General features: G+C 68.4%; 17 protein-coding genes. 8 read left to right on the top strand and 9 right to left on the bottom strand.

Translation table 11 applies throughout. The annotated features are described in order from the left end of the window. Nucleotides 1-2: 2 nt before the first annotated feature. From KYC_RS03635 to gspN, 5 genes are read left to right on the top strand one after another with little or no spacing between them, the layout of a single operon-like run. Entirely contained in the window at nucleotides 3-608 is a 606-nt protein-coding gene (locus tag KYC_RS03635; RefSeq protein ID WP_008158956.1) for a prepilin-type N-terminal cleavage/methylation domain-containing protein, read from the top strand. Continuing rightward, the gene (gene gspK / locus KYC_RS03630) at nucleotides 605-1,552 is read left to right on the top strand and encodes a type II secretion system minor pseudopilin GspK (RefSeq protein WP_008158954.1); all 948 of its coding nucleotides are present in this window, start codon (nucleotides 605-607) and stop codon (nucleotides 1,550-1,552) included. The genes KYC_RS03635 and gspK overlap by 4 nt, the downstream gene beginning before the upstream one ends. Then, the gene (gspL, locus tag KYC_RS03625) at nucleotides 1,549-2,541 is read left to right on the top strand and encodes a type II secretion system protein GspL (protein WP_008158952.1); all 993 of its coding nucleotides are present in this window, start codon (nucleotides 1,549-1,551) and stop codon (nucleotides 2,539-2,541) included. The genes gspK and gspL overlap by 4 nt, the downstream gene beginning before the upstream one ends. Continuing rightward, a complete protein-coding gene (gene gspM, locus KYC_RS03620) occupies nucleotides 2,538-3,122 on the top strand; it encodes a type II secretion system protein GspM (protein ID WP_008158949.1) in 585 nt (194 codons plus the stop codon). Before gspL ends, gspM begins: the two co-directional genes overlap by 4 nt. Then, nucleotides 3,122-3,880: a type II secretion system protein N gene (gene gspN / locus KYC_RS03615; protein ID WP_008158947.1), complete on the top strand. Its 759-nt coding sequence runs from the start codon at nucleotides 3,122-3,124 to the stop codon at nucleotides 3,878-3,880. The genes gspM and gspN overlap by 1 nt, the downstream gene beginning before the upstream one ends. Nucleotides 3,881-3,962: 82 nt before the next feature. Here gspN and gspE read toward each other — a convergent pair whose 3' ends face one another. Together gspE and gspD are read right to left on the bottom strand one after the other, a co-directional pair. Further along, the gene (gene gspE / locus KYC_RS03610; RefSeq protein ID WP_008158945.1) at nucleotides 3,963-5,390 is read right to left on the bottom strand and encodes a type II secretion system ATPase GspE; all 1,428 of its coding nucleotides are present in this window, start codon (nucleotides 5,388-5,390) and stop codon (nucleotides 3,963-3,965) included. Then, a complete protein-coding gene (gene gspD / locus KYC_RS03605; RefSeq protein ID WP_008158943.1) occupies nucleotides 5,387-7,771 on the bottom strand; it encodes a type II secretion system secretin GspD in 2,385 nt (794 codons plus the stop codon). The genes gspE and gspD overlap by 4 nt, the downstream gene beginning before the upstream one ends. A 176-nt stretch (nucleotides 7,772-7,947) precedes the next feature. On the opposite strand from gspD, the gene gspF reads away from it, so the two are divergent. Continuing rightward, nucleotides 7,948-9,153 carry a type II secretion system inner membrane protein GspF gene (gspF, locus tag KYC_RS03600; protein ID WP_008158940.1) on the top strand — a complete coding sequence of 402 codons (1,206 nt, stop codon included), beginning with the start codon at nucleotides 7,948-7,950 and terminating at the stop codon, nucleotides 9,151-9,153. A gap of 42 nt (nucleotides 9,154-9,195) precedes the next feature. Here the strand turns inward: gspF and KYC_RS03595 are convergent, their stop codons facing one another. The 3 genes from KYC_RS03595 to KYC_RS03585 all read right to left on the bottom strand — a co-directional run bounded on the left by KYC_RS03595 (nucleotide 9,196) and on the right by KYC_RS03585 (nucleotide 13,242). Continuing rightward, on the bottom strand, nucleotides 9,196-9,534 hold the full coding sequence (locus KYC_RS03595) for a P-II family nitrogen regulator (protein ID WP_006386376.1): 339 nt from the start codon (nucleotides 9,532-9,534) through the stop codon (nucleotides 9,196-9,198). Nucleotides 9,535-9,709: 175 nt separating this feature from the next. Then, a complete protein-coding gene (locus tag KYC_RS03590) occupies nucleotides 9,710-11,776 on the bottom strand; it encodes an NAD(+) synthase (protein WP_008158935.1) in 2,067 nt (688 codons plus the stop codon). Nucleotides 11,777-11,874: 98 nt separating this feature from the next. Next, nucleotides 11,875-13,242: a mechanosensitive ion channel family protein gene (locus tag KYC_RS03585; RefSeq protein WP_008158933.1), complete on the bottom strand. Its 1,368-nt coding sequence runs from the start codon at nucleotides 13,240-13,242 to the stop codon at nucleotides 11,875-11,877. A gap of 140 nt (nucleotides 13,243-13,382) precedes the next feature. Here KYC_RS03585 and argH point away from each other — a divergent pair, with 140 nt between their 5' ends. Further along, nucleotides 13,383-14,804 (top strand): argininosuccinate lyase, encoded by a 1,422-nt coding sequence (gene argH / locus KYC_RS03580; protein WP_008158930.1) that lies wholly within the window; start codon nucleotides 13,383-13,385, stop codon nucleotides 14,802-14,804. 115 nt (nucleotides 14,805-14,919) lie between these two features. Here argH and KYC_RS03575 read toward each other — a convergent pair whose 3' ends face one another. Together KYC_RS03575 and KYC_RS28560 are read right to left on the bottom strand one after the other, a co-directional pair. Continuing rightward, nucleotides 14,920-15,339, bottom strand: coding sequence for a type II toxin-antitoxin system HicB family antitoxin (locus KYC_RS03575; protein ID WP_008158927.1), 420 nt, complete (start codon nucleotides 15,337-15,339; stop codon nucleotides 14,920-14,922). A gap of 7 nt (nucleotides 15,340-15,346) precedes the next feature. Further along, nucleotides 15,347-15,532, bottom strand: a complete 186-nt coding sequence (locus KYC_RS28560) for a type II toxin-antitoxin system HicA family toxin (protein WP_008158925.1) — start codon at nucleotides 15,530-15,532, stop codon at nucleotides 15,347-15,349. Nucleotides 15,533-15,763: 231 nt separating this feature from the next. On the opposite strand from KYC_RS28560, the gene KYC_RS03570 reads away from it, so the two are divergent. After that, complete coding sequence (locus KYC_RS03570; protein ID WP_008158923.1) at nucleotides 15,764-17,773, top strand: PEP/pyruvate-binding domain-containing protein; 2,010 nt, start codon at nucleotides 15,764-15,766, stop codon at nucleotides 17,771-17,773. Between the two features lie 49 nt (nucleotides 17,774-17,822). On the opposite strand, the gene KYC_RS03565 is transcribed toward KYC_RS03570, so the two are convergent. Then, entirely contained in the window at nucleotides 17,823-18,983 is a 1,161-nt protein-coding gene (locus KYC_RS03565; protein WP_008158922.1) for an amidohydrolase, read from the bottom strand. Between the two features lie 65 nt (nucleotides 18,984-19,048). Beyond that, nucleotides 19,049-19,869: MFS transporter (locus KYC_RS03560; RefSeq protein WP_008158919.1), on the bottom strand; the 821-nt coding region annotated here is incomplete at its 5' end.

Below are 19,869 nucleotides of genomic sequence, written 5' to 3'. Positions count from 1 at the left end.
CAATGCGCCGCTCCCGCAAATCCCAGGCTGGCTTCACACTGATCGAAGTGCTGGTGGCGCTGGCGCTGATGGCGCTGGTCAGCCTGATGGCCTGGCGCGGGCTGGCCAGCGTGTCCGGCGCGCGCGACCTGATCTCCGCGCAGGCCGAGGACACCGACGCCATCGTGCGCACGCTGGGCCAGATGGGGCGCGACATTGAACTGTCGTACACGGGCCCCGCCTTCGATTCTCCGGGCCTGGACACCGTGGCCTTCAGCAGCGGGCTGCGCCTATTGACGCGCGCGGCGGGCGGCCAGACCCTGGAAATCCTGCGCCCGGACCCCGACGGCAACGGCTTGTGGCAACGCGTCCAATGGCAGGTGCGGGCCGACGGCCTGTGGCGCGCCAGCGGCCCGTCCGCGCCGCGCAGCCCCCTGCCCGCAGCCAGCGGCGGCGCGCTGCTGCTGGCCGGCGTGCGGACGCTGGCGGTGCGCGCGTGGGTGCCGGGCGCCGGCTGGGTGGACGCCAACGCATCCCTCGCGACCGCGCCGACCGGCCTGGAGATCACGTTCGAACGGGGCGCTCCCGGCGATCTGCGGCGCTACACGCGCATTCTGGAGCTGCCATGAAGCGCTTGTCCGCACAGGCCAGCCGCGAGCGGGGCGCGGCCGTCGTCAGCGCCCTCATCATCGTGGCCATCGTGGCGGCGCTGACCACCAGCCTGTTCCAGCGGCAGACCGCCAGCACCCGCCGCGTCGAAAACGAACTGGCGCGCGTGCAGGCGCGCGCCATGCTGGCGGGCGGCATCGACTGGGCCCGGCTGGTCGTGCGCGACCACGGCCGGCGCGAACCCACCACGCGCGGCGACCAGATCTGGGCCACGCCGGTGCTGGACACGCGCATCGAACGCCCGGGCGACGACCGCGTCGCGGTGTTCTCGGGCGGCGTCCAGGACGAACAAGGCAAATACAACCTCTACAACCTGGCGCGCAACGGCGTGCCCCAGCCGGAACAGGAAGACGTGCTGCGCCGCCTGCTGAACACGCTGCAGCTGCCCGACACGCTGGCCGCGCGCATGATCGACATCGTGGCGTCGGCCCAGCCGCCGGTGCAGGCCGCCGACGCGCCCTCGACGCCGGGGAAGGCGCCCCAGGCCCGCGCGCCGCTGCCGCGCGGCGTGGACGAAGTGGCGGCGCTGCTGGGCCTGGAACCGCCCATGCGCAACGCGCTGCGGCGCACGATGACGCTGCTGCCGGCGGCCACCAGCGTCAACGTCAACACGGCGCCCGCCGAAGTCATCGCCGCCCTGGTGCCGGGGCTGTCGCTCAGCCAGGCGCGCGCCATGGCGGGCGAACGCGACCGCGGCAACTGGTTCAACAACACCGGCGATTTCGCCAACCGGCTGGCGGGCACGGGCGTCAAGACGCCTGCGCCGTCGGTCTCCACCAATAGCGGCTGGTTCCTGGCCAGCGGCACCGTGGTCTACGAACGGGCGCGCGTGTCGATGCAGGCGCTGGTGCGCAGCGCCCCGCCGGCCGCGCCCGACACGATCTGGACGAGAGAGATTCCTTGAAGAACACCCTGCGCATCGCGCTGCCCCCGCTGGAAGAATTCGGCGCCGATTCGCCCCTGGCCTATGCGTGGTTCGACCGGCGCGGGCGCTGCGCGCGGCAAGGCGAACTGGCGCTGCGCGCCATGGGCCATGCCTGGCCCCAGGCCGCTTGCGAGGCCGTGCTGCATCCGGCCGACGTCATCGCGGCCACGGTGCAGATCCCGGCCGTCGCCCGCGCCCACTTCGGCGCCGCCGTGCGCGGCGCGCTGGAGCCGCTGGTGCTGAGCGATCTGGACGCGCTGGCGGTGGGCCACGGCCCTCGCGCCGCGGACGGCGCCGTGGCGCTGGCCTGGTCGCCGAAGGAGCCCGTGCGGCGCGCCTGGGGACTGCTCAGCGAGCAGGGCCTGCGCGTCCGCGCGCTGATCGCGCCGCAGATCCTGGCGCCGGCGTCGGACGCCCCGTTGCGCGACCCCGCCGACCCGCGCTGGCAGGCGCCCTCGCCGTCGTGGTCCCTGGCCATGCCGCAGCTCGCGCCCCTGCGCGCGTCCCGCTGGCGCCCGGCCTTGCGCTGGGCCGCGCTGGCTGCCGTCGTGTGGATCACCGGCCTGAACGTGTACGCATCGCAACTGCGCGCCGAGGCGGACGCCCTGCGCAACGGCATGCGCGACCAGGTGCTTGCCGCGTTTCCCGACCTGCCCGTCGTGCTGGACCCCGCGCGCCAGGCGCAGCAAGGGCTGGACGCGCTGCAGGCCAATCGCGGCGCGGCCAGCGCGGGCGACTTCCTGCCATTGGCGCGCGCCGCGGCGCAGGCCCTGCCGTTCGCCGCCGACAAAGTGGCGCGCCTGACCTACGCCGACCAGGCCCTCACCCTGCAACTAGCCGACGCGGGACCGCAATCGCAGCGCGTCGCCGAGACGCCCGCGCTGATCCAGCAGGCCGCCGCCCTGGGACTGAAACTTGAGCGCGGCGACTCCGACAACACCTGGCGCATCGTGCGCAGCCAACCATGAAACCGCTATACCGACTGCAAGCCGCCTGGCGCTCCGCCCGCAAACCCCTGGACCCCGCGCTGGCGCGCGCCCGCCAGCGCTACCAGGCACTGGCCCCGCGCGAACGCCGCCTGGTTTCCGGCGCGGCCGTGCTGCTGGGCGCGGCGATCGTGTTCGTCGGCCTGATCGAACCCGCCCTGAACACGGTGCGCAAGCTGCAGGCAGAACTGCCCGGCCTGCGCACCCAGGCCGCCGCCGTGGCCGACCTGACGACGCAGGCCTCGGCCCTGCGCCAGCGTACCGCCGCGCCCGCGGCCGCCATGCCCGCCAAGGCCGAACTGGCCGCCAGCCTGGAGCGCGCGGGCCTGCCCGCCGGGCAATGGGCGCTGGACGATGCGCAGGACGGCGGCGTGGCGCTGTCGCTGGACCAGGCGCCCTCGTCAGCGCTCATGCGCTGGCTGGACGGCGCAGGCCGCGACTGGGGCCTGGCGATTTCACAGGTGGACCTGACGCGGGCCGCCAACGCCAACGGACGGCCGCTGCCCGGACTGGTCAACGGCAAGGTTGTGCTGATGCCGCCGCAGGCGGCCGGGAGCCGCTGATGGCCCTGCGTCTTCCCCTGCCCCGCAGCGCCGGGCTGTGGCTGGCCGGCGCGCTTTGCGCCGCGGCGGCAGGCGCGGCCGTGCTGCCTGCGCGCTGGCTGCTGGTCATGCTTCCCGACGATGCGCCTGTCACCCTGGCCGACGCCAGCGGCACGCTGTGGCGCGGCAGCGCATTCATCGCGCTCGGCGCCCCGGGCGCGAAGCGCGTGCTGCCGCAGGCGGTGCAATGGCAATGGCGCTGGGACGCGATGGCGCTGGACATCTCGCACCCCTGGCTGCAGGGCACGCTGCGCGCGCGTCCGGGATGGAATGGCTTGGCCCTGCCGGCGCAGTCCCTGCGCGTGCCGGCGTCGGTCCTGCCCGCGCTGGGCGCGCCGTGGAACACGCTGGCGCCGCAAGGCATGCTGGAAATCAACTGGCAGCCGCTGCGCCTGGGCGCTCCCCTGCCGCCGGGACCGGCCGTGGACCTGCGCTGGCGCAATGCCGGCACGGCGCTCACGCCCATCACCCCGGTGGGCACCTATTTGCTGCGAGTGCAAGGCGGCGGCAAGGCCGGAGCAACGCTCGCCCTGAGCACCGAAAGCGGCCTGCTCGACGTCAAGGGCCAGGGCAGCGCCACCGGCCGCGGCCTGAGCTTCCAGGGCGAAGCCACATTCGCCCGCTCGGCCAGCGAAGCCGACCGCGCCGCCCTGGACGGCCTGATGTCGACGCTGGGCCGCCGCTCGGGCGACACGGTGAGATTCGGGACGGGGAAGTAGGCGGCGGGAACAGGGGTCTGAAAAGCAAGGTGTCAGACACCGGGGCGGAAGCGCGGGCGCTCCAAGGGCGCCGGCGCGCTCCCTAAGCGTCGCGCGTCACCCGCAGGATTTCCTCGGGCGAGGTCTGCCCGCCGTCCACCCAGCGCTGCCCGTCCTCGCGCATGCTGCGCATGCCGGAGGCGGCGGCGGCGCGGCGCAGTTCGCGTTCGTCGCGCCCTTCGTGGATGAGCCTGCGCGCCTCGTCGTCGACCGTGAACAGTTCGTGGATGCCCGAACGCCCGCTGTACCCGGTGTGGTTGCAGGCCTCGCAGCCCACCGGATGAAACACCTGCGCGCCGTCCAGCATGGACGGCGCCTTGCACGCCGGACACAGCTTGCGCACCAGCCGCTGCGCCAGCACGCCCAGCAATGACGAGGCCAGCAGGAACGGCTCTACGCCCATGTCCGTCAGTCGCGTCACCGCAGACACGGAATCGTTGGTGTGCAGCGTGGCCAGCACCAGGTGGCCGGTCAGCGAAGCCTGCACCGCGATCTGCGCAGTCTCAAGGTCGCGGATTTCGCCGATCATGATCACATCGGGATCCTGGCGCAGGATCGCCCGCAGCGCCAGCGCGAAACTCATGTCGATCTTGGCGTTGACCTGCGTCTGGCTGATGCCGGGCAGGTCGTATTCGATGGGATCCTCGACCGTCAGGATGTTGCTGGTGGACGCGTCCAGCCGGCTCAGCGCCGCGTAGAGCGTCGTGGTCTTGCCGCTGCCGGTCGGGCCGGTGACCAGCACAATGCCGTGCGGCTGGCGGATCAGCCGATCCAGCCGGTCCAGCACGCCGGAACTCATGCCCAGCTTCTCCAGCCGCAGGCGGCCCGCTTCCTTGTCCAGGAGGCGCAGCACGGCGCGTTCGCCGTGGCCGGTCGGCAAGGTGGACACGCGCACGTCGATCGGGCGTCCGCCCACGCGCAGCGCGATCCGGCCGTCCTGCGGCAGGCGCTTTTCCGCGATGTCCAGGTGCGCCATGATCTTGATGCGCGAGATCAGCGCCGCATGCAGCGCCTTGCGCGGCGACACCACGTCGCGCAGCGTGCCGTCCACGCGGTAGCGCACCACCGAATGGGTCTCGAAAGGCTCGATGTGGATGTCGCTGGCGCCGTCGCGCGCGGCCTGCGCGAACAGCGCGTTGATCATGCGGATCACGGGCGCGTCGTCCTGGGCCTCCAGCAGGTCCGCCACCTCCGGCATGTCCTGCATCAGCCGGTCCAGGTCGATCTCGTTCTCGGCCACGCCCATGACCGACGCGGCGTCCTCGGAATGGCTGTAGGCCGCGGTCAGCAGCGTTTCCAGCGCGTCGTCGTCGATCTGCGCCAGGGCGATGTCGCCGTGGCAGCGCCGGATTTCGCGCACCGCCCATTCCGGCGTGCGCGGGCTGACGGTCAACTGCGCCTGGCCGCCGCGCAGCGACAGCACCGCGCGCTGCGCGCGGGCCCAGGCATACGGCAAGGGATGCGCGCTCACAGCAGCGTCTCGGGGTCCACCGCCACCGTCATCATGACCGGCCGGGGCGCGCGGATGGGCTGCTGCGCCGGCGCCGGCGGCGTGCCCGGATACTGGCGCACGGCGAAGGTTTCGACGGTGGCGGGCGGCGGGCGCTGCAGCGTGGCCGCCTGCTGCTCCGGCCGCAGGTCATAGGCGTTGTTCGACACCGACGGCGCCGAACCCGGCAGCGGCAGCATCGGCGCCTGCATGTCGGGCAGCGCCCAGTGCTCTCGCGGCTGCACGGCGCCCTGCGCGCGGCGCATGTAGTCGTAGCGGTCCATGGTGACGCTGGCGCTGCGCTTGGCGTCGCGCACCACGTAGGGGCGCAGGAACACCATCAGGTTGGTCTTGGTGCGTTTGCGCGTGTCGTAGCGGAACAGCGAACCGATCACCGGCAGCGAGCCCAGGCCCGGCACACTGTTGGACGTGAGCGTCACGTTGTCTTCCAGCAGCCCGCCCAGCACGATGATCTGGCCATCGTCGATCAGCACGCTGGTGTCGATGGCGCGCTTGTTGGTCACGATGCCGGTGGTGGAGTTGGAACGGCTTTCGTCGATGCTGCTGACTTCCTGGTAGATGTCCAGCTTGACCGCGCCGCCTTCGGAAATCTGCGGGCGGATGTTCAGCTTCAGGCCCACGTCCTCGCGCTCGATGGTCTGGAACGGGTTGGAGCTGCCGTTGCTGCCGGAGGTCACGTACTGCCCCGTCACGAACGGCACCGTCTTGCCCACCAGGATGCTGGCCGACTGGTTGTCCAGGGTCAGCAGGTTGGGCGTGGACAGAATGTTGGCCTCGCCCGTGTTCTGCATGGCGCGCGCCAGCACGCCCAGGTTGATGACCTCGTTGCCCAGCACGTCCACCGTGCCCTTGACCACGCCCAGGCTCAGGCCGCTGCCCAGCGCGTCGATCGAGGTCGGGCCGCTGCCGGTGATGCCGCTGCCGCCCAGGTTCGTGCCACCGATGAAGCTGGTGCCGTTGCCGTTGATATTGCCCGCGCCGGTCATCCACTGGATGCCGAACTCCGCGGCCTTCTCTTCGCTGACTTCCACGATCAGGCTTTCCACCAGCACCTGTGCGCGGCGCTGGTCAAGCTGGTCGATCACCTCGCGCAGGCTGCGATACAGCGGCTCGGGCGCCGAGATGATCAGCGAATTGGTCGCCGGGTCCGCCTGGATGGTGGCGCCGCCCGCGGAATACGACACCGCCTGCGACGAATTGTCTTCGCGCGCGATGCGCTCCTGCTCGCCAGACAGGCCGCTCTTGGACGAACCCGACAGGCTGGACATCCCCTGCCCCATCTGGCTGGACGCGTTGGCCGACGTGTTCTGCGCACGTGCGCCGCCCTGCGCGCCGCCGGTGCTGCTGCTCGCGCCCGGCGTCGCGCCGGGCGCCGAATTGGCCTGTCCGGTCAGCAGCCCGCCCAGCACTTCGGCGATGCGCGTGGCCTGCGCGTTGCGCATGTAGACCACGTGCAGGTTGCCCGCTCGGTTCTGCTGCGCGTCCAGCTTCTGGATCAGGTCGCGCGCCAGCCGCGTGCGCGCGGGGCTGCCTGAACGCACCAGCACGCTGTTGCTGCGCGGATCCGCCACCACGGCGATGCGCTGCGTCGGATCGCTGCTCTGCGTGTCCAGCAGCTGCGAGGCAAGAATGGCGATGTCCGTCGCGATGCCCGACTGCACCTGCACCACGTCCGTATCTATCGAACTGGGCACGTCGATGCGCGCAATGACGGCCGCGATGCGCTCCAGGTTGTCCGCGTAATCGGTCACGACCAGCGTGTTGTTGCCGGGGTAGGCGTTGATCGGATTGTTCGGCGGCACCATCGGGCGCAGCACGGGCACCAGGTTCGCCGCGTTCTCGTACTTCAGGGGAAACACGCGTGTCAGCATTTCGCCACTGCTGCCGCCGCCGCCTTTCGCAAACGCCGACACGGGCACCGGCGCCCTGCCCGCGGCCGCGGGCGAGCCGGACGCGGACCTTGCGCCGCCGCCCGCCGGGTTGCCCACGACGGCGCTGCCCTGCAGCTTGGCGTCGGCCTCCGGCACCACGCGCGTTACGCCGTCCACGTCGACGATGGCAAAGCCCTGCAGCCGCAACGCTCCGGTCAGCATGGCCAGCGCCTGCCCGCTATCCACGGGACGGTCGGAAACCAGGGTGAGTTTGCCCTTGACGCGGGGGTCCACCAGAAAATTGCGCTGCGTGAACAGCGACAGCGCGCGCAGCACGGCGGGAATGTCGGTGTCGACGAAATTCAGGCTGACGCGATTGTCCGCCTGTTGTGCGTGGGCGGTGCTGGCGACCGGTCCGAGTTGGCTTGCGGCAAGCAGGAATGCGAGGCTGAATTGCGCGATGTGACGCATGACGAGATAGGTGCCTGGGACGTGAATTCAAGTGGAAAAACGTGAAAGCGCGTCGGAGTATACGGGGTGTGACTGCAACATCCCGGTCATATTTCGAAGGCAAGGTAGCGGGCTGGAAACCCTTTAAATTCGGGGCTCTTGGCGATTTCGCAGGGTGCCCGCGCTTTATTACAGCCATGCCTTCCTTCCGTTATGAAGCCACCGACGCGCTCGGAAAAATCGTGCGCGGCACGATCGACGCCGACTCCGAGCGCGGCGCCCGCAATCAGCTGCGCGGGCGCGGCCTGCTGCCGCTGTCGACAGCGTTGGCGGCGCGCGCTGAAGGCATGGGATCGGCCCTGCGCACGCGCCTGTCGGACGCCGATCTGGCCTGGCTGACCCGCCAGCTGGCCAGCCTGCTGGCCGCGCGCCTGCCGCTGGACGCGGCGCTCAGCGCCACGCTGGAACAAGCGGAAAAAAAGCACATCGCCGCCACCCTGGGCGGCGTGCGCGACGACGTGCGCGCCGGCCATCGCCTGTCGGCCGCGCTGGCCGCGCGGCCGCGCGACTTCCCCGAGATCTATCGCGCGCTGATCGGCGCCGGCGAAGAATCCGGCGACCTGGCGCAGGTGATGGAAAAGCTGGCGGACTACATCGAAGAACGCAACACGCTGCGCAGCAAGGTCATGACGGCGTTTATCTACCCGGCGGTGGTGGCCAGCGTGTCGGTGATCATCGTGGTGTTCCTGCTGGGCTACGTGGTGCCGCAGGTGGTGTCGGCCTTCAGCCAGGCCAAGCAGGAACTGCCGATGCTGACGCGCGTGATGCTGGCCGTGTCGGACTACGTGCGCGAATGGGGCGCGGCGACGGGCATCGCGGTGGTCGCCGCCGTCGCGCTGTGGCGCTACACGCTGCGCGCGCCGGTGGCGCGGCGGGCGTGGCACGCGCGCGTCCTGCGCCTGCCCCTGGCCGGGCGCTTCGTACTGGGCGTGAACGCCGCGCGCTTCGCGTCCACGCTGGCCATTCTGTGCGGCAGCGGCGTGGCGCTCCTGACCGCGCTGGAGGCGGCGCGCCGCACCCTGGGCAACGACGTGCTGCGGCTGGCGGTGGACGAGGCGTCGGCGCGCGTGCGCGAAGGCGCTTCGCTGTCGGCATCGCTGGGCGCGCAAAAGGTGTTCCCCTCGCTGCTGGTGCACCTGATCGCCAGCGGCGAGAAAACCGGCCGCCTGCCCGAACTGCTGGACCGGGGCGCGCAAAACCTATCGCGCGACCTGGAGCGGCGCGCGATGGCGATGACGGCCCTGCTGGAGCCGGCGCTGATACTGCTGATGGGGGGATTCGTCCTGCTGATCGTGCTGGCGGTGATGATGCCGATTCTGGAGATGAACCAGTTGATCAGGTAGGAACGCGGGCCGCGCCCGATGGCGGCCCGCGGAAAGCCTGGATTAGAGCGCCTCTTCGTCGCTCTCGCCGGTGCGGATGCGGATGGCCTGTTCGACCGGCGTGACGAAGATCTTGCCGTCGCCGATCTTGCCGGTGCGGGCGGCCTTGACCACGGCCTCGATGGCGGCTTCGACCTGATCGTCGGGCAGCACGACTTCAACGCGGATCTTGGGCAGGAAGTCCACCACGTATTCGGCGCCGCGGTAGAGTTCGGTGTGGCCCTTCTGGCGGCCGAAACCCTTGACTTCGGTGACCGTCAGGCCGCTGACGCCGACTTCCGCCAGCGCCTCGCGGACTTCGTCGAGCTTGAAGGGTTTGATGATGGCGGTGACTTGTTTCACGTTGGTCGTCCTGGTTTTTTGATCTGTTGCGGCGCCCGGGTTTGGCCGGGCGCAATGAATAAGAGAATACCACCGGCGCGGCCGGGTGGCGCCTTCCGGACAAGGCAAAAGACCGCGCGCCGCATGCGCCGCCGGCCCCGGAAGCGCCTGCCCCATCTTGGGGCAGGCCAGCCCGTCAGGCGCCCGGCGCCTCGTCCGGAATGCGGTCGGCTTCACGCAGCCACACCACCGACTGGGAGTCGCTGGGCGCGCGCCAATCGCCGCGCGGCGACAGCGAACCGCCGGAACCGACCTTCGGCGCGTTCGGCACGCAGGTGCGCTTGAACTGGCTAAGGCGGAAGAACCGGTCCAGGAACAGCTTCAGGTTGCGCTTGATGGCCGCCAGGTCGTACTGGTTGCGCACAACGTGGCCGGCCTCGGGCCAGGCGCCGGACTCGCGGTCGCGCCAGGCCGTCCAGGCCAGGAAGGCGACCTTGGTGGGCGCAAAGCCATACCGCAGCGTGTAGAACAGGTTGAAATCCTGCAGCTCGTACGGCCCGATGGACTCTTCGCTCTTCTGGACCGGCTTGTCGTCCGCGCCGCCGGGCACCAGTTCGGGGCTGACGTCCGTGCCCAGCACATCCAGCAGGACTTCGGCGCCGTCGTCGCCCAGGCGGCCGGACTCGGCCACCCAGCGCACCAGGTGCGTGATGAGGGTCTTGGGCACGCTGGCGTTGACGCTGTAGTGCGACATGTGGTCGCCCACGCCGTACGTGCACCATCCCAGTGCGAGTTCGCTGAGATCGCCCGTGCCGATGACGATGGCGTTGCTGAAGTTGGCAAGGCGGAACAGGTGGTTGGTGCGTTCGCCCGCCTGCACGTTTTCGAAGGTGATGTCGTAGACCGGCTGGCCGTCCGCGTAGGGATGGCCCAGGTCCTTGAGCATTTGCAGGCAGCTGGGACGGATGTCGATTTCAGACGCCGTGCAGCCCACCACCGCCATCAGCCGGCGCGCCTGCTGCAGCGTGCGGGTGCTGGTGGCGAAGCCCGGCATCGTGACGGCCAGGATATTGGAGCGCGGCAGGTCCAGGGAATCCATGGCCTTGGCGCAGACCAGCAGCGCGTGGGTGGAATCCAGCCCGCCCGAGATCCCGATGACCACCTTCTTCATGCCGCTGGCCGACAGGCGCTGCGCCAGCGCCTGCACCTGGATGCTGTAGACCTCTTTGCAGCGCGCGTCGCGGCGCTGGGGATCGGCGGGCACATAGGGGAAGCGCGCCACGCGCCGCTCAAGCGCCAGTTCGGCGTCTTCCAGCGGCGGATTCACGGGCACGTCCACGCGGCGGAACTTGCGGACTTCGTCCTGGTGGCGGCGCACGGACTGGCCGAAGGTGCTCTGGCGCATGCGTTCGCGCGACAAGCGTTCCAGGTCCACGTCCGAGAACAGCAGGTGCGAGTGGTTCAGGAAGCGTTCCGACTCGGCCAGGAGTTCGCCGTTTTCGTAGATCAGCGCCTGGCCGTCCCAGGCCAGGTCCGTGGACGATTCGCCCCGGCCGGCCGACGTGTACATATAGGCAGACAGGCAGCGCGCCGACTGCTGTGAAACCAGCTGATGGCGGTATTCGGCCTTGCCGACGACGATATTGGAGGCGGACAGGTTGACCAGCACCGTGGCGCCGGCCAGCGCGGCGAAGGACGATGGGGGGATGGGCACCCAGACGTCTTCGCAGATTTCGACGTGGAACTGGAACAGCGGCAGCTTTTCCATCTGGAACAGCAGCTCAGGCCCGAATGGCACGGTCTGGCCGAGCAGGCTGATTTCCGGCGCGGTGGCGCAATCGGCGGCGCTGAACTGGCGGGCTTCGTAGAACTCGCCGTAATTGGGCAGGAAGCTCTTGGGCACCACCCCCAGCACGCGCCCGCCTGCCGCCACTACGGCGCAGTTGAACAGTTGGTGATCCACGCGCAGCGGCGCGCCCACGATGATGGCGATATCCAGTTCGGCAGTGGCCTCGACCACCTGGGCCAGGGCCGCCTCGCAGGCGTCCAGCAGGGCCTTCTGGTGAAAGAGGTCGTCGCAGGTGTAGGCCGACAGGCCCAGTTCCGGAAACGCCGCCAGCACCGCCCCGCCCTGGGCCGCCTGCTGGGCCAGCGTAATCGTCTGCGCGGCGTTGAACGCGGGATCGGCCACGCGGCACTCGGGCACGCCGACCGCGACCCGGGCGAAGCCGTGGGAATACAGGTTGAAAAACGGGTTCGACATCGGGTCTATCGCCTAGGAATCAACCCGGCGATTATCTCACGGCCCCCGGCCGGCGGCGCCCGCAGCTGCGCTCGCAGCAAACGCCCGCCGGCGCCGGTTCAGCGCGGCATCTTGGCGTCGGTCAGGCCGCGCTCGAACGGCACGGCCGGCGCGGCCTCCAGGGCGGGTCCCTGGCGGTCGCGCTCGGCGGCCATCGCCGCCTGGACGGCGCCATCGCGCAGGTAGCTGCCCATGGCCCCGATATCCGCTCCGGACGGCTGCTGGTAGAGCCTCAGACCCAGTTCGGGCAGGATCGCCAGCAGATGGTCGAAGACGTCGCCCTGGATGCGTTCGTATTCGACCCAGGCAGTCACGGCGGTAAAGCAGTAGACCTCGATCGGGATGCCTTCGGAGGTGGGCTCCATCATGCGCACCATCATCGCCATGTCCTGGCGGATCTCCGGGTTCTGCTTCAGGAAAGCCAGCGCGTAGGCGCGCAGGGTGCCGATGTTGGTGAGGCGCCGCCGGTTGGCCGGCACGCTGGCCAGTTCGCCCATGGTCTGGTTGGCCTGGGCGATGTCCTGGGTCTTGCTCTGGAGGTAATCATGCAGCAGGCGGAAACGCATCAACCGCTGCGCTTCCTCGTCGGTCAGGAAACGCACGCTGGCCGCGTCGATGCGGACCGTGCGCTTGATGCGCCGGCCGCCCGATTCGAACATGTGGCGGTAGTTGCGGTAGCTTTCCGAGAACAGCTTGTACGTGGGCACCGTGGTGACCGTGTTGTCCCAGTTCTGCACCTTCACGGTATGCAGGGCGATGTCCTTGACGAAGCCGTCGGCGTTGCACTGGGGCATTTCGATCCAGTCGCCGATGCGCAGCATGTCGTTGCTGGTGAGCTGGGTGCTTGCCACCAGCGACAGCAGCGTGTCCTTGAACACCAGCAGCAGCACCGCCGACAGCGCGCCCAGGCCCGAGATCATCCACAGCGGCGAACGGTCGATCAGGATGGATAGCACCAGAACGGTGCAAACCGCCATCAGGATCAGCTTGCCGATCTGGATATAGCCCTTGATGGAGCGGGTCTGCGCCCGGGTGGTGGCCGAATACGTGTCCTGCCAGGCGCTGAGCACCCCTGAAAACGCCACGAACACGCAGATCCACGCCCCCGCGTGCGCCAGGCGGCCGACAACGGCGACCGCCCGTTCCGCGTGCGGCACCAGGTCAATGCCGATCGACACCACCGCAAACGGCACCGCGTACCAGAGATTCTGGTACGCGCGGCGGCGCTGCAGCGCCTTGTCCCAGTCCCCTCGCCCGCTGACGACCAGCAGCCGGTGCGCCAGCAGCAGGACGATCCGCGCGACGACCCACTGCACGAACAGCGCGGTCAGGATCAGCACTCCGATGCCGATCAGCGTCTGGGCCCAGGCCTCGTGCGGCAGGTGGGTATCAAGTTGGGTGACTAGCTCTTCCCATTCCAGGGGCATAGTGGGGTCCGTGGTCGCTCTAAGGTCTTGAAATCCAAGCGTGGATTATCCGACAAGTCGCGCCCGCGCGAGGATCCGGCCCCGCATAACCGGGGTCCGCATCGCCCCGCGCGGCGCGAGGCCCTATAATTCCGCCCATCATGGCAAACACTCCCTCCCCCGATCAAAACCAGTTCGCCAACAAGGCGCAGGCCTGGTCCGCCCGGTTCTCCGAGCCGGTTTCCGAACTCGTCAAACGCTACACGGCGTCCGTGGATTTCGACAAGCGCCTGGCGCGCCACGACATCCAGGGCTCGCTGGCGCACGCGGACATGCTGGCCGCCCAGGGCATCATCGGCGCCCAGGACCTGGCCGACATCCAGCGCGGCATGACGCAGATCCTGTCCGAAATCGACGCCGGCAGCTTCCAGTGGCTGCTGGATCTGGAAGACGTTCACCTGAACATCGAAAAGCGCCTGGTGGAACTGGTGGGCGACGCGGGCAAGCGCCTGCACACCGGCCGTTCGCGCAATGACCAGGTCGCCACCGACATCCGCCTGTGGCTGCGCGATGAAATCGACACCCTGCAGGTCCTGCTGCGCCAGTTGCGCCACGCGCTGGCCACGGTCGCGCTGGAAAACGCCGGCACCATCATGCCGGGCTTCACGCACCTGCAGGTCGCCCAGCCCGTCACGTTCGGCCACCATCTGCTGGCCTACGCCGAAATGTTCGGCCGCGACGCCGAGCGCCTGGCAGATTGCCGCCGCCGCGTGAACCGCCTGCCGCTGGGCGCGGCCGCCCTGGCCGGCACGTCCTTCCCGATCGACCGCGAACGCGTCGCCAAGACGCTGGGCTTCGAAGGCGTTTGCCGCAACTCGCTGGACGCCGTGTCCGACCGCGACTTCGCCATCGAATTCTGCGCCGCCGGCGCGCTGATCATGACGCACGTGTCGCGCCTGTCCGAAGAGCTGGTGCTCTGGATGAGCCCGCGCGTGGGCTTCATCGACCTGGCCGACCGCTTCTGCACCGGCAGCTCGATCATGCCGCAAAAGAAGAACCCCGACGTGCCCGAACTGGCGCGCGGCAAGACCGGCCGCGTCAACGGCAACCTGGTCGCCCTGCTGACCCTGATGAAGGGCCAGCCCCTGGCCTACAACAAGGACAACCAGGAAGACAAGGAAGGCCTGTTCGACACGGCGGACACGCTGCGCGACACGCTCACGATCTTCGCGGACATGGCTGGCGGCATCAAGGTCAAGGCTGACAACATGCGCGCGGCCGCCCTGCAGGGCTTCGCCACCGCCACCGACCTGGCCGACTACCTGGTCAAGCGCGGCGTGCCCTTCCGCGACGCGCACGAAGTCGTGGCCCACGCCGTGCGCGACTGCGAACAGCGCGGCTGCGACCTGGCCGACCTGTCCACCGCCGAGCTGACGGCCTACCACCCCAGCATCACCGAAGACGTCCACCAGGTGCTGACCCTGGAAGGCTCGGTCGCCGCGCGCAAGCACGTGGGCGGCACCGCCCCCGAACGCGTGGCCGAAGAAGCCCGCCGCGTCCTGGCGGAAACGGCCGAAGGCTGATTCCGATTCAGCTCGCTACGCCGATGCAAGGCCCCCTTTCGGGGGCCTTGTTGTTTTTGGAGTCGAACGCGCGACCATACGGAGGAACCGTTCGGGCCGACGTCCGCTATTTCTACTAAACGATCGAAACGTCCAGACGGCGGCCCAGCTTTCCCAGCGCCGCCTCAACCTGTTCGATTCGGGATCCGTGCCGCAAATTCAGCAGGCGATCGACCTGAGGGGTATGAACGCCGAGCCTGCGCGCCATTTCAGCTTTGCGCACGCCTTGGCGGATCATTTCGTTCGACAGATACACCTTGCTGGTAACGACAGCCGGCAGTGTCACGGAATAACGCGAACCGTTGGCAACCCGCGGCAAGGGAATCGGACGGCGTTCGTCGAAGTAGATTTCCAGCGCCGCCTCCAGCGCTTCCAAGGCGTTTACCTGCGCGTCGTGCTCATCGTCGCCGACGCTGGTTGCTTCGGGAATGTCGGGAAAGAGCACCAGCAAGGTGCCGTTGGTATCGGGGGTCAGGGTGTAGGGATAAGTCAGCATGACAGCCTCACTTCAAGCCCAGTTGCTTCTTGACTGCGTTTTCAAGGTGTGCACCCATTTCCTTTGAGCCATGAAATGGAAAAATCGTGCTTACGCCGTTTAGCGTCACTCGGTAATGGCTGCTGCCCGCGCGATGCGGGACAAATATGGCACCTTGCCTTTCAAGCCATCTTTTGAATTCGCTGTACTTCATGCTCTGAATGCAGCGACGCTGGGTAGATTACAACAAAAATGAGTAATTAATTAACATTAATGTTGCCTTCAATCGCTGGCTCCTCCGGCCACGAAGATATCTCCTTCCCAACTCCGACCCTCTATTCGCAGCTCGAAATCAGACCAGTCCCAACGGCCGCGGCGTATAGCCCCACGGCACAGACGGCAAGGTCCGATATCATTGCGCCTTTTCCGCCCTGTCCCCGATACCATGCCCCTCGTGCGCGAGCCGCTTAAGCCCTTTGCACCGCTACGCAGGTCCCTGGCCGCGCTGGCCGCATCCTGCCTGCTGGCCAGCATCGCCGCGCCCGTGGTCCAGGCCCAAACCGCCCGCAAGCCCTCGCTCTACGAAAACGGCCGCCCGCTGACCGCCGACGAGCGCGAGGCGCGCAAGGCGGAGGACGCGCGCTGGGGCGGCCCTGCCTTCCTGGGCCGGATCCAGACCCAGGCCGAGTTCCAGCAACTGGCCCGCGTCTACAACGCCGGCACGCCGCTGGAGATCCCGCATGTGCTGTTCGTGATCGACCGCAAGCGCGCCAACCGCATCTATTACATCCATACGCCCCGCTACGCGCTGCACGAAACCTTTGCGCGCGAGCGGCGCCTGCTGTCCGGGGACAAGGCGGCGTTGATCGCCCAGTACAAGGCCGCGGACCGGCGTCTGCTGTTCGGCACGCTCAGCTGGCAGAACGGCCTGCCGGGCTACACCTATGAATTCTGGGAAGGCGACCTGCTGACGCCGGAACTGCTGGCGCTGACCCGCGACAGGCTGGCCGCCACCTTCTACGAGCCGCTGCGGTTCAAAAGCAATTCCACGGTGCAGGAACAGACGGCGCGCAACGCCGGCATCGACTTCGTGACCCAGGAGGCGCTGCTGCGCGAGCAGACCTTCCTGCCGCTGAACACCGGACGCGCGCAGGGCCGGCTGCGCATCGTAAAGTCCCTGGACGACACGCCCGACCTGTCGCCCACCGACATCGCCGTGCTGGACGAGGTGCCCGTGGCGCTGACGCCCGTCGCCGGCTTGGTCACGCAGCGGCCGTCCACCCTGCTGTCGCACGTAAACCTGCTGGCCAAGGGCTGGCGCATTCCCAACGCCTATGTGCGCGACGCCGTGGCCGCCTTGCGCGAGCACGACGGCCAATGGGTGGAGTTGACGGTCTCCAGCAACGGCTATCAGGTGCAGCGCATCGCCCAGCCCGCCGCGCCCGCGCCCAAGACGGCCAGCAGCGCGCCGCTGCCCAAGCCGGACCTGTCGGTGCGCGCCATCAAGCCGCTGACGGGCATGACGACGCGGGACAGCCGTCACTGCGGCGTGAAAGCGGCCAACCTGGGCGCCCTGAAGGCCGTCCTGCCGCCCTCGGCCAGCGTGCCGGACGGGTTTTGCATCCCCTTTGCGCAATACGCGGCGTACATGAAACAGTTGGGCGTGCCCGCGCGCGTGGCGGCGCTGGAACGCCGCCCCGACTTCGCCGGCGACGCCAACGTGCGCCGCTCCGAGCTGGCCGCCCTGCGCCAGACCATCGTCAACGGCCAGCCCGATCCGGCCCTGGCCGCCTCGTGGCGCGACCGCTGGCAAAAGCAGCTCCAGGGCCGCGGCGTCTTCGTGCGCAGCTCCTCCAATTCCGAAGACCTGCCCGGCTTCAGCGGCGCGGGCCTGTACACCACCGTGCCGAACGTCACGCAGGCCGACGCGCTGGCGCGGGCGGTGCGGACCGTGTGGGCCTCGGTCTACAACTTCGAGGCCTACGAAGCGCGCCGCGCGGCGGGCATCGCGCAGGACGGCGTGGTGATGGCGGTGCTGGTGCAGCAGGCGGCCGCCTCGGACAGCTCGGGCGTGATGATCACGCGCGATCCCTTCGACGCGTCGCGCCGCCACGTGACCTACCTGTCGGCCAAGCGCGGGCTGGGCATCAAGGTCGTGGAAGGACGGCGCCAGGCCGAACAGCTTATGTATTCAAGCTGGTCCAAGGCCGTGCAGGTGCTGAGCCGCTCGGCCGAGGACACGCAGCTTGTGGCCGCCGCAGGCGGCGGCGTGCGCGAAGTGCCGATCGGCGGCGCGCGCCAGGTGCTCGACGACGCGCTGGTCGCGCGCCTGGCCGCGGTCGGCCGGCAGGTCAAGAAGCGCCTGGGGAACGTGGATCAGGATATCGAATGGGCCGTGCAGGGAGACAACATCCTGATCCTGCAGGCGCGGCCATACATCGACGGCAGCCGGTAAGGCCGGGGCTGCGCCCCAGCCCCCGAGCCGGCGGCGGCACGGATCGTGATCAGCGCAGATAGCCTTCGGTCAGCGCGACCCAGTATGCGGCGCCGACCGGCAGGATATCGGTATCGAAGACGTATCCGGGGTGATGCACGAACTGGCTGTTGCCGTTGCCGATGAAGCAGTAGGTGCCTTTCCTTTCCTGCAACATGAACGCAAAGTCCTCGGATGCCAGATAGGCCGGCCCCTGCACGCACACCCGGTCCTCGCCGAAGGCCGCAATCGCGATGTCGGCGGCCTTGCGGGTTTCTTCGGGGTCATTGGTCAGCACGGCCCCGGGAATTCCCTCGCGAATGAGGCAGACGCAACCGAACGACTCTGCCTGTTGCCTGACCAGACGCCGCACATTGCCCAGCACCATCTCCCGGTCTTGCGGCGTGGTGGTGCGTATGGACAAGCGCAGAACGGCGTTCTGCGCAATGACATTGCCGGCCTGCCCGGCCTGAAAGGCGCCGACGGTCACCACCGCACTGTTGGCGGGCGCGATATTCCGTGAGACAACCGTCTGCAGCGCCATGACCAGCGACGAACCCGCCACGACCGGGTCGATCGCAAGGTTCGGAAACGCGCCATGTCCGCCCTTGCCTGTGATCTCGATCTCCCAGTTATCGACCGCCGCCATCGCATTGCCTTCGCGAAAGTAGAACTTGCCTTTCTCAAGGCCGGGAATGTTGTGCAGCCCGAATACGGCATCGACCGGGAACCGCTCGAAAAGCCCGTCCGCGATCATGGCCGGCCCGCCCTCCATGGTTTCCTCGCCCGGCTGGAAGATCAACCGCACCGTGCCGTTGAAGTTGCGCGTGGCGGCCAGGTGCCGGGCAGCCGCCAGGAGCATGGTGGCATGGCCGTCGTGGCCGCACAGATGCGCCACCCCCGGCGTTTCGGACCTGCAGGAAAGACCCTCGGCCTCGTCGATGGGCAGCGCGTCGAAATCAGCGCGCAATCCGATCGTCTTGCTCCCGTCGCCAACCTTGAGCGAGGCGACGATCCCGTGTTTGCCGACACCGGTTTCGATCTGATAGCCCCCGATATCACGCAACACCTGCTCAATGTACGCGGCCGTCTTTTCTTCCCGCATGGACAATTCCGGCGAGCGATGCAGGTGCTCGAACCACTCGGTCATCGTGGCCTTGCTGCGTTCGAGTTCAGTGATGATGCTGTTCATGATGTGATTCCTCTACTTTACGTATCAGCAGGAAAGGCCGGGCCGGCGCGGGCCCGGCACAAGGATCAGGCCGGTTGCGGCACGGCTTTGGCGCGCGGCACGGTCAATGCGATCGACACGATGGCCGCGGCGATAAGCAGCAGATTGAAAATCAGCGCGACAAGCGCGGCCTCGCGGACCACGACGTTGTCCTGCCTGCCTACGAACGTGATGACATCTTCGATCCACTGCACGTTCTCTCCGGCGCTCAGGGCCGTGAATATCGCGGCCGAGATGGCGACACCGAAAGACGCGCCGAGCGAAGACGCCATCTTGTAGATACCGGCGCCCGCGCCTGCCTGATCCGACGGCAGATTGGACAATGCAGCGTCCGTCGAAGGGGTGGCGTAAAAGCCCAGCCCCAGACCGAAGAAGGCGAACGAGGTGATGACCAATACCTTGTAGCTCGACAGCATGAGATTGGTCGGCAGCAGCAGAAGAATGGAAAATGCAACGATCAGACAGCCCCAGATCATCGGCCTGCGCGGGCCGAACCGCTGCAGGAGCTTTTCGCCAACCCGGATGAAAAGCAGGATCGTGATCGCATAGCCTAGCGTCATGAGCCCGGCTTCCTGGGCGGTCATGCCCCCGCCCAGCTGCAGCAGCAGCATGGAAACGATCAGGATGCCGGCCGTGCCGTTCAGCAGGAAGTTGGAAATGGTCGCTCCGGTATAGGTGGTGTTCCGGAACAGCTTGAAGTTGACGAACGGGCTGCGGACCCGCGTCTCGGTGCGAATGAACAGCCAGCCGAAGACGACACCGACTGCAGCCAGTCCGAGCGTGACGGGGCTGCCCCATCCGATTTTCGAACCCTGCGTCGCAACGATCTGCAGGGCGATCATGGCGA

This window comes from Achromobacter arsenitoxydans SY8 (assembly GCF_000236785.1).
Classification (GTDB): domain Bacteria; phylum Pseudomonadota; class Gammaproteobacteria; order Burkholderiales; family Burkholderiaceae_B; genus Achromobacter; species Achromobacter arsenitoxydans.
The sequence above is the reverse complement of the archived record's forward strand: the minus strand, read 5'-3'. Positions and strand labels throughout refer to the sequence as shown.

Coding starts and splice junctions, on each gene's coding strand:
- KYC_RS03570 (WP_008158923.1), top strand. CDS start 15,764: ATGCCCCTCGTGCGCGAGCCGCTTAAGCCCTTTGCACCGCTACGCAGG.
- gspN (WP_008158947.1), top strand. CDS start 3,122: ATGGCCCTGCGTCTTCCCCTGCCCCGCAGCGCCGGGCTGTGGCTGGCC.
- gspM (WP_008158949.1), top strand. CDS start 2,538: ATGAAACCGCTATACCGACTGCAAGCCGCCTGGCGCTCCGCCCGCAAA.
- KYC_RS03565 (WP_008158922.1), bottom strand. CDS start 18,983: ATGAACAGCATCATCACTGAACTCGAACGCAGCAAGGCCACGATGACC.
- gspF (WP_008158940.1), top strand. CDS start 7,948: ATGCCTTCCTTCCGTTATGAAGCCACCGACGCGCTCGGAAAAATCGTG.
- KYC_RS03590 (WP_008158935.1), bottom strand. CDS start 11,776: ATGTCGAACCCGTTTTTCAACCTGTATTCCCACGGCTTCGCCCGGGTC.
- KYC_RS28560 (WP_008158925.1), bottom strand. CDS start 15,532: ATGAAGTACAGCGAATTCAAAAGATGGCTTGAAAGGCAAGGTGCCATA.
- gspK (WP_008158954.1), top strand. CDS start 605: ATGAAGCGCTTGTCCGCACAGGCCAGCCGCGAGCGGGGCGCGGCCGTC.
- KYC_RS03635 (WP_008158956.1), top strand. CDS start 3: ATGCGCCGCTCCCGCAAATCCCAGGCTGGCTTCACACTGATCGAAGTG.
- gspD (WP_008158943.1), bottom strand. CDS start 7,771: ATGCGTCACATCGCGCAATTCAGCCTCGCATTCCTGCTTGCCGCAAGC.
- KYC_RS03585 (WP_008158933.1), bottom strand. CDS start 13,242: ATGCCCCTGGAATGGGAAGAGCTAGTCACCCAACTTGATACCCACCTG.
- argH (WP_008158930.1), top strand. CDS start 13,383: ATGGCAAACACTCCCTCCCCCGATCAAAACCAGTTCGCCAACAAGGCG.
- KYC_RS03575 (WP_008158927.1), bottom strand. CDS start 15,339: ATGCTGACTTATCCCTACACCCTGACCCCCGATACCAACGGCACCTTG.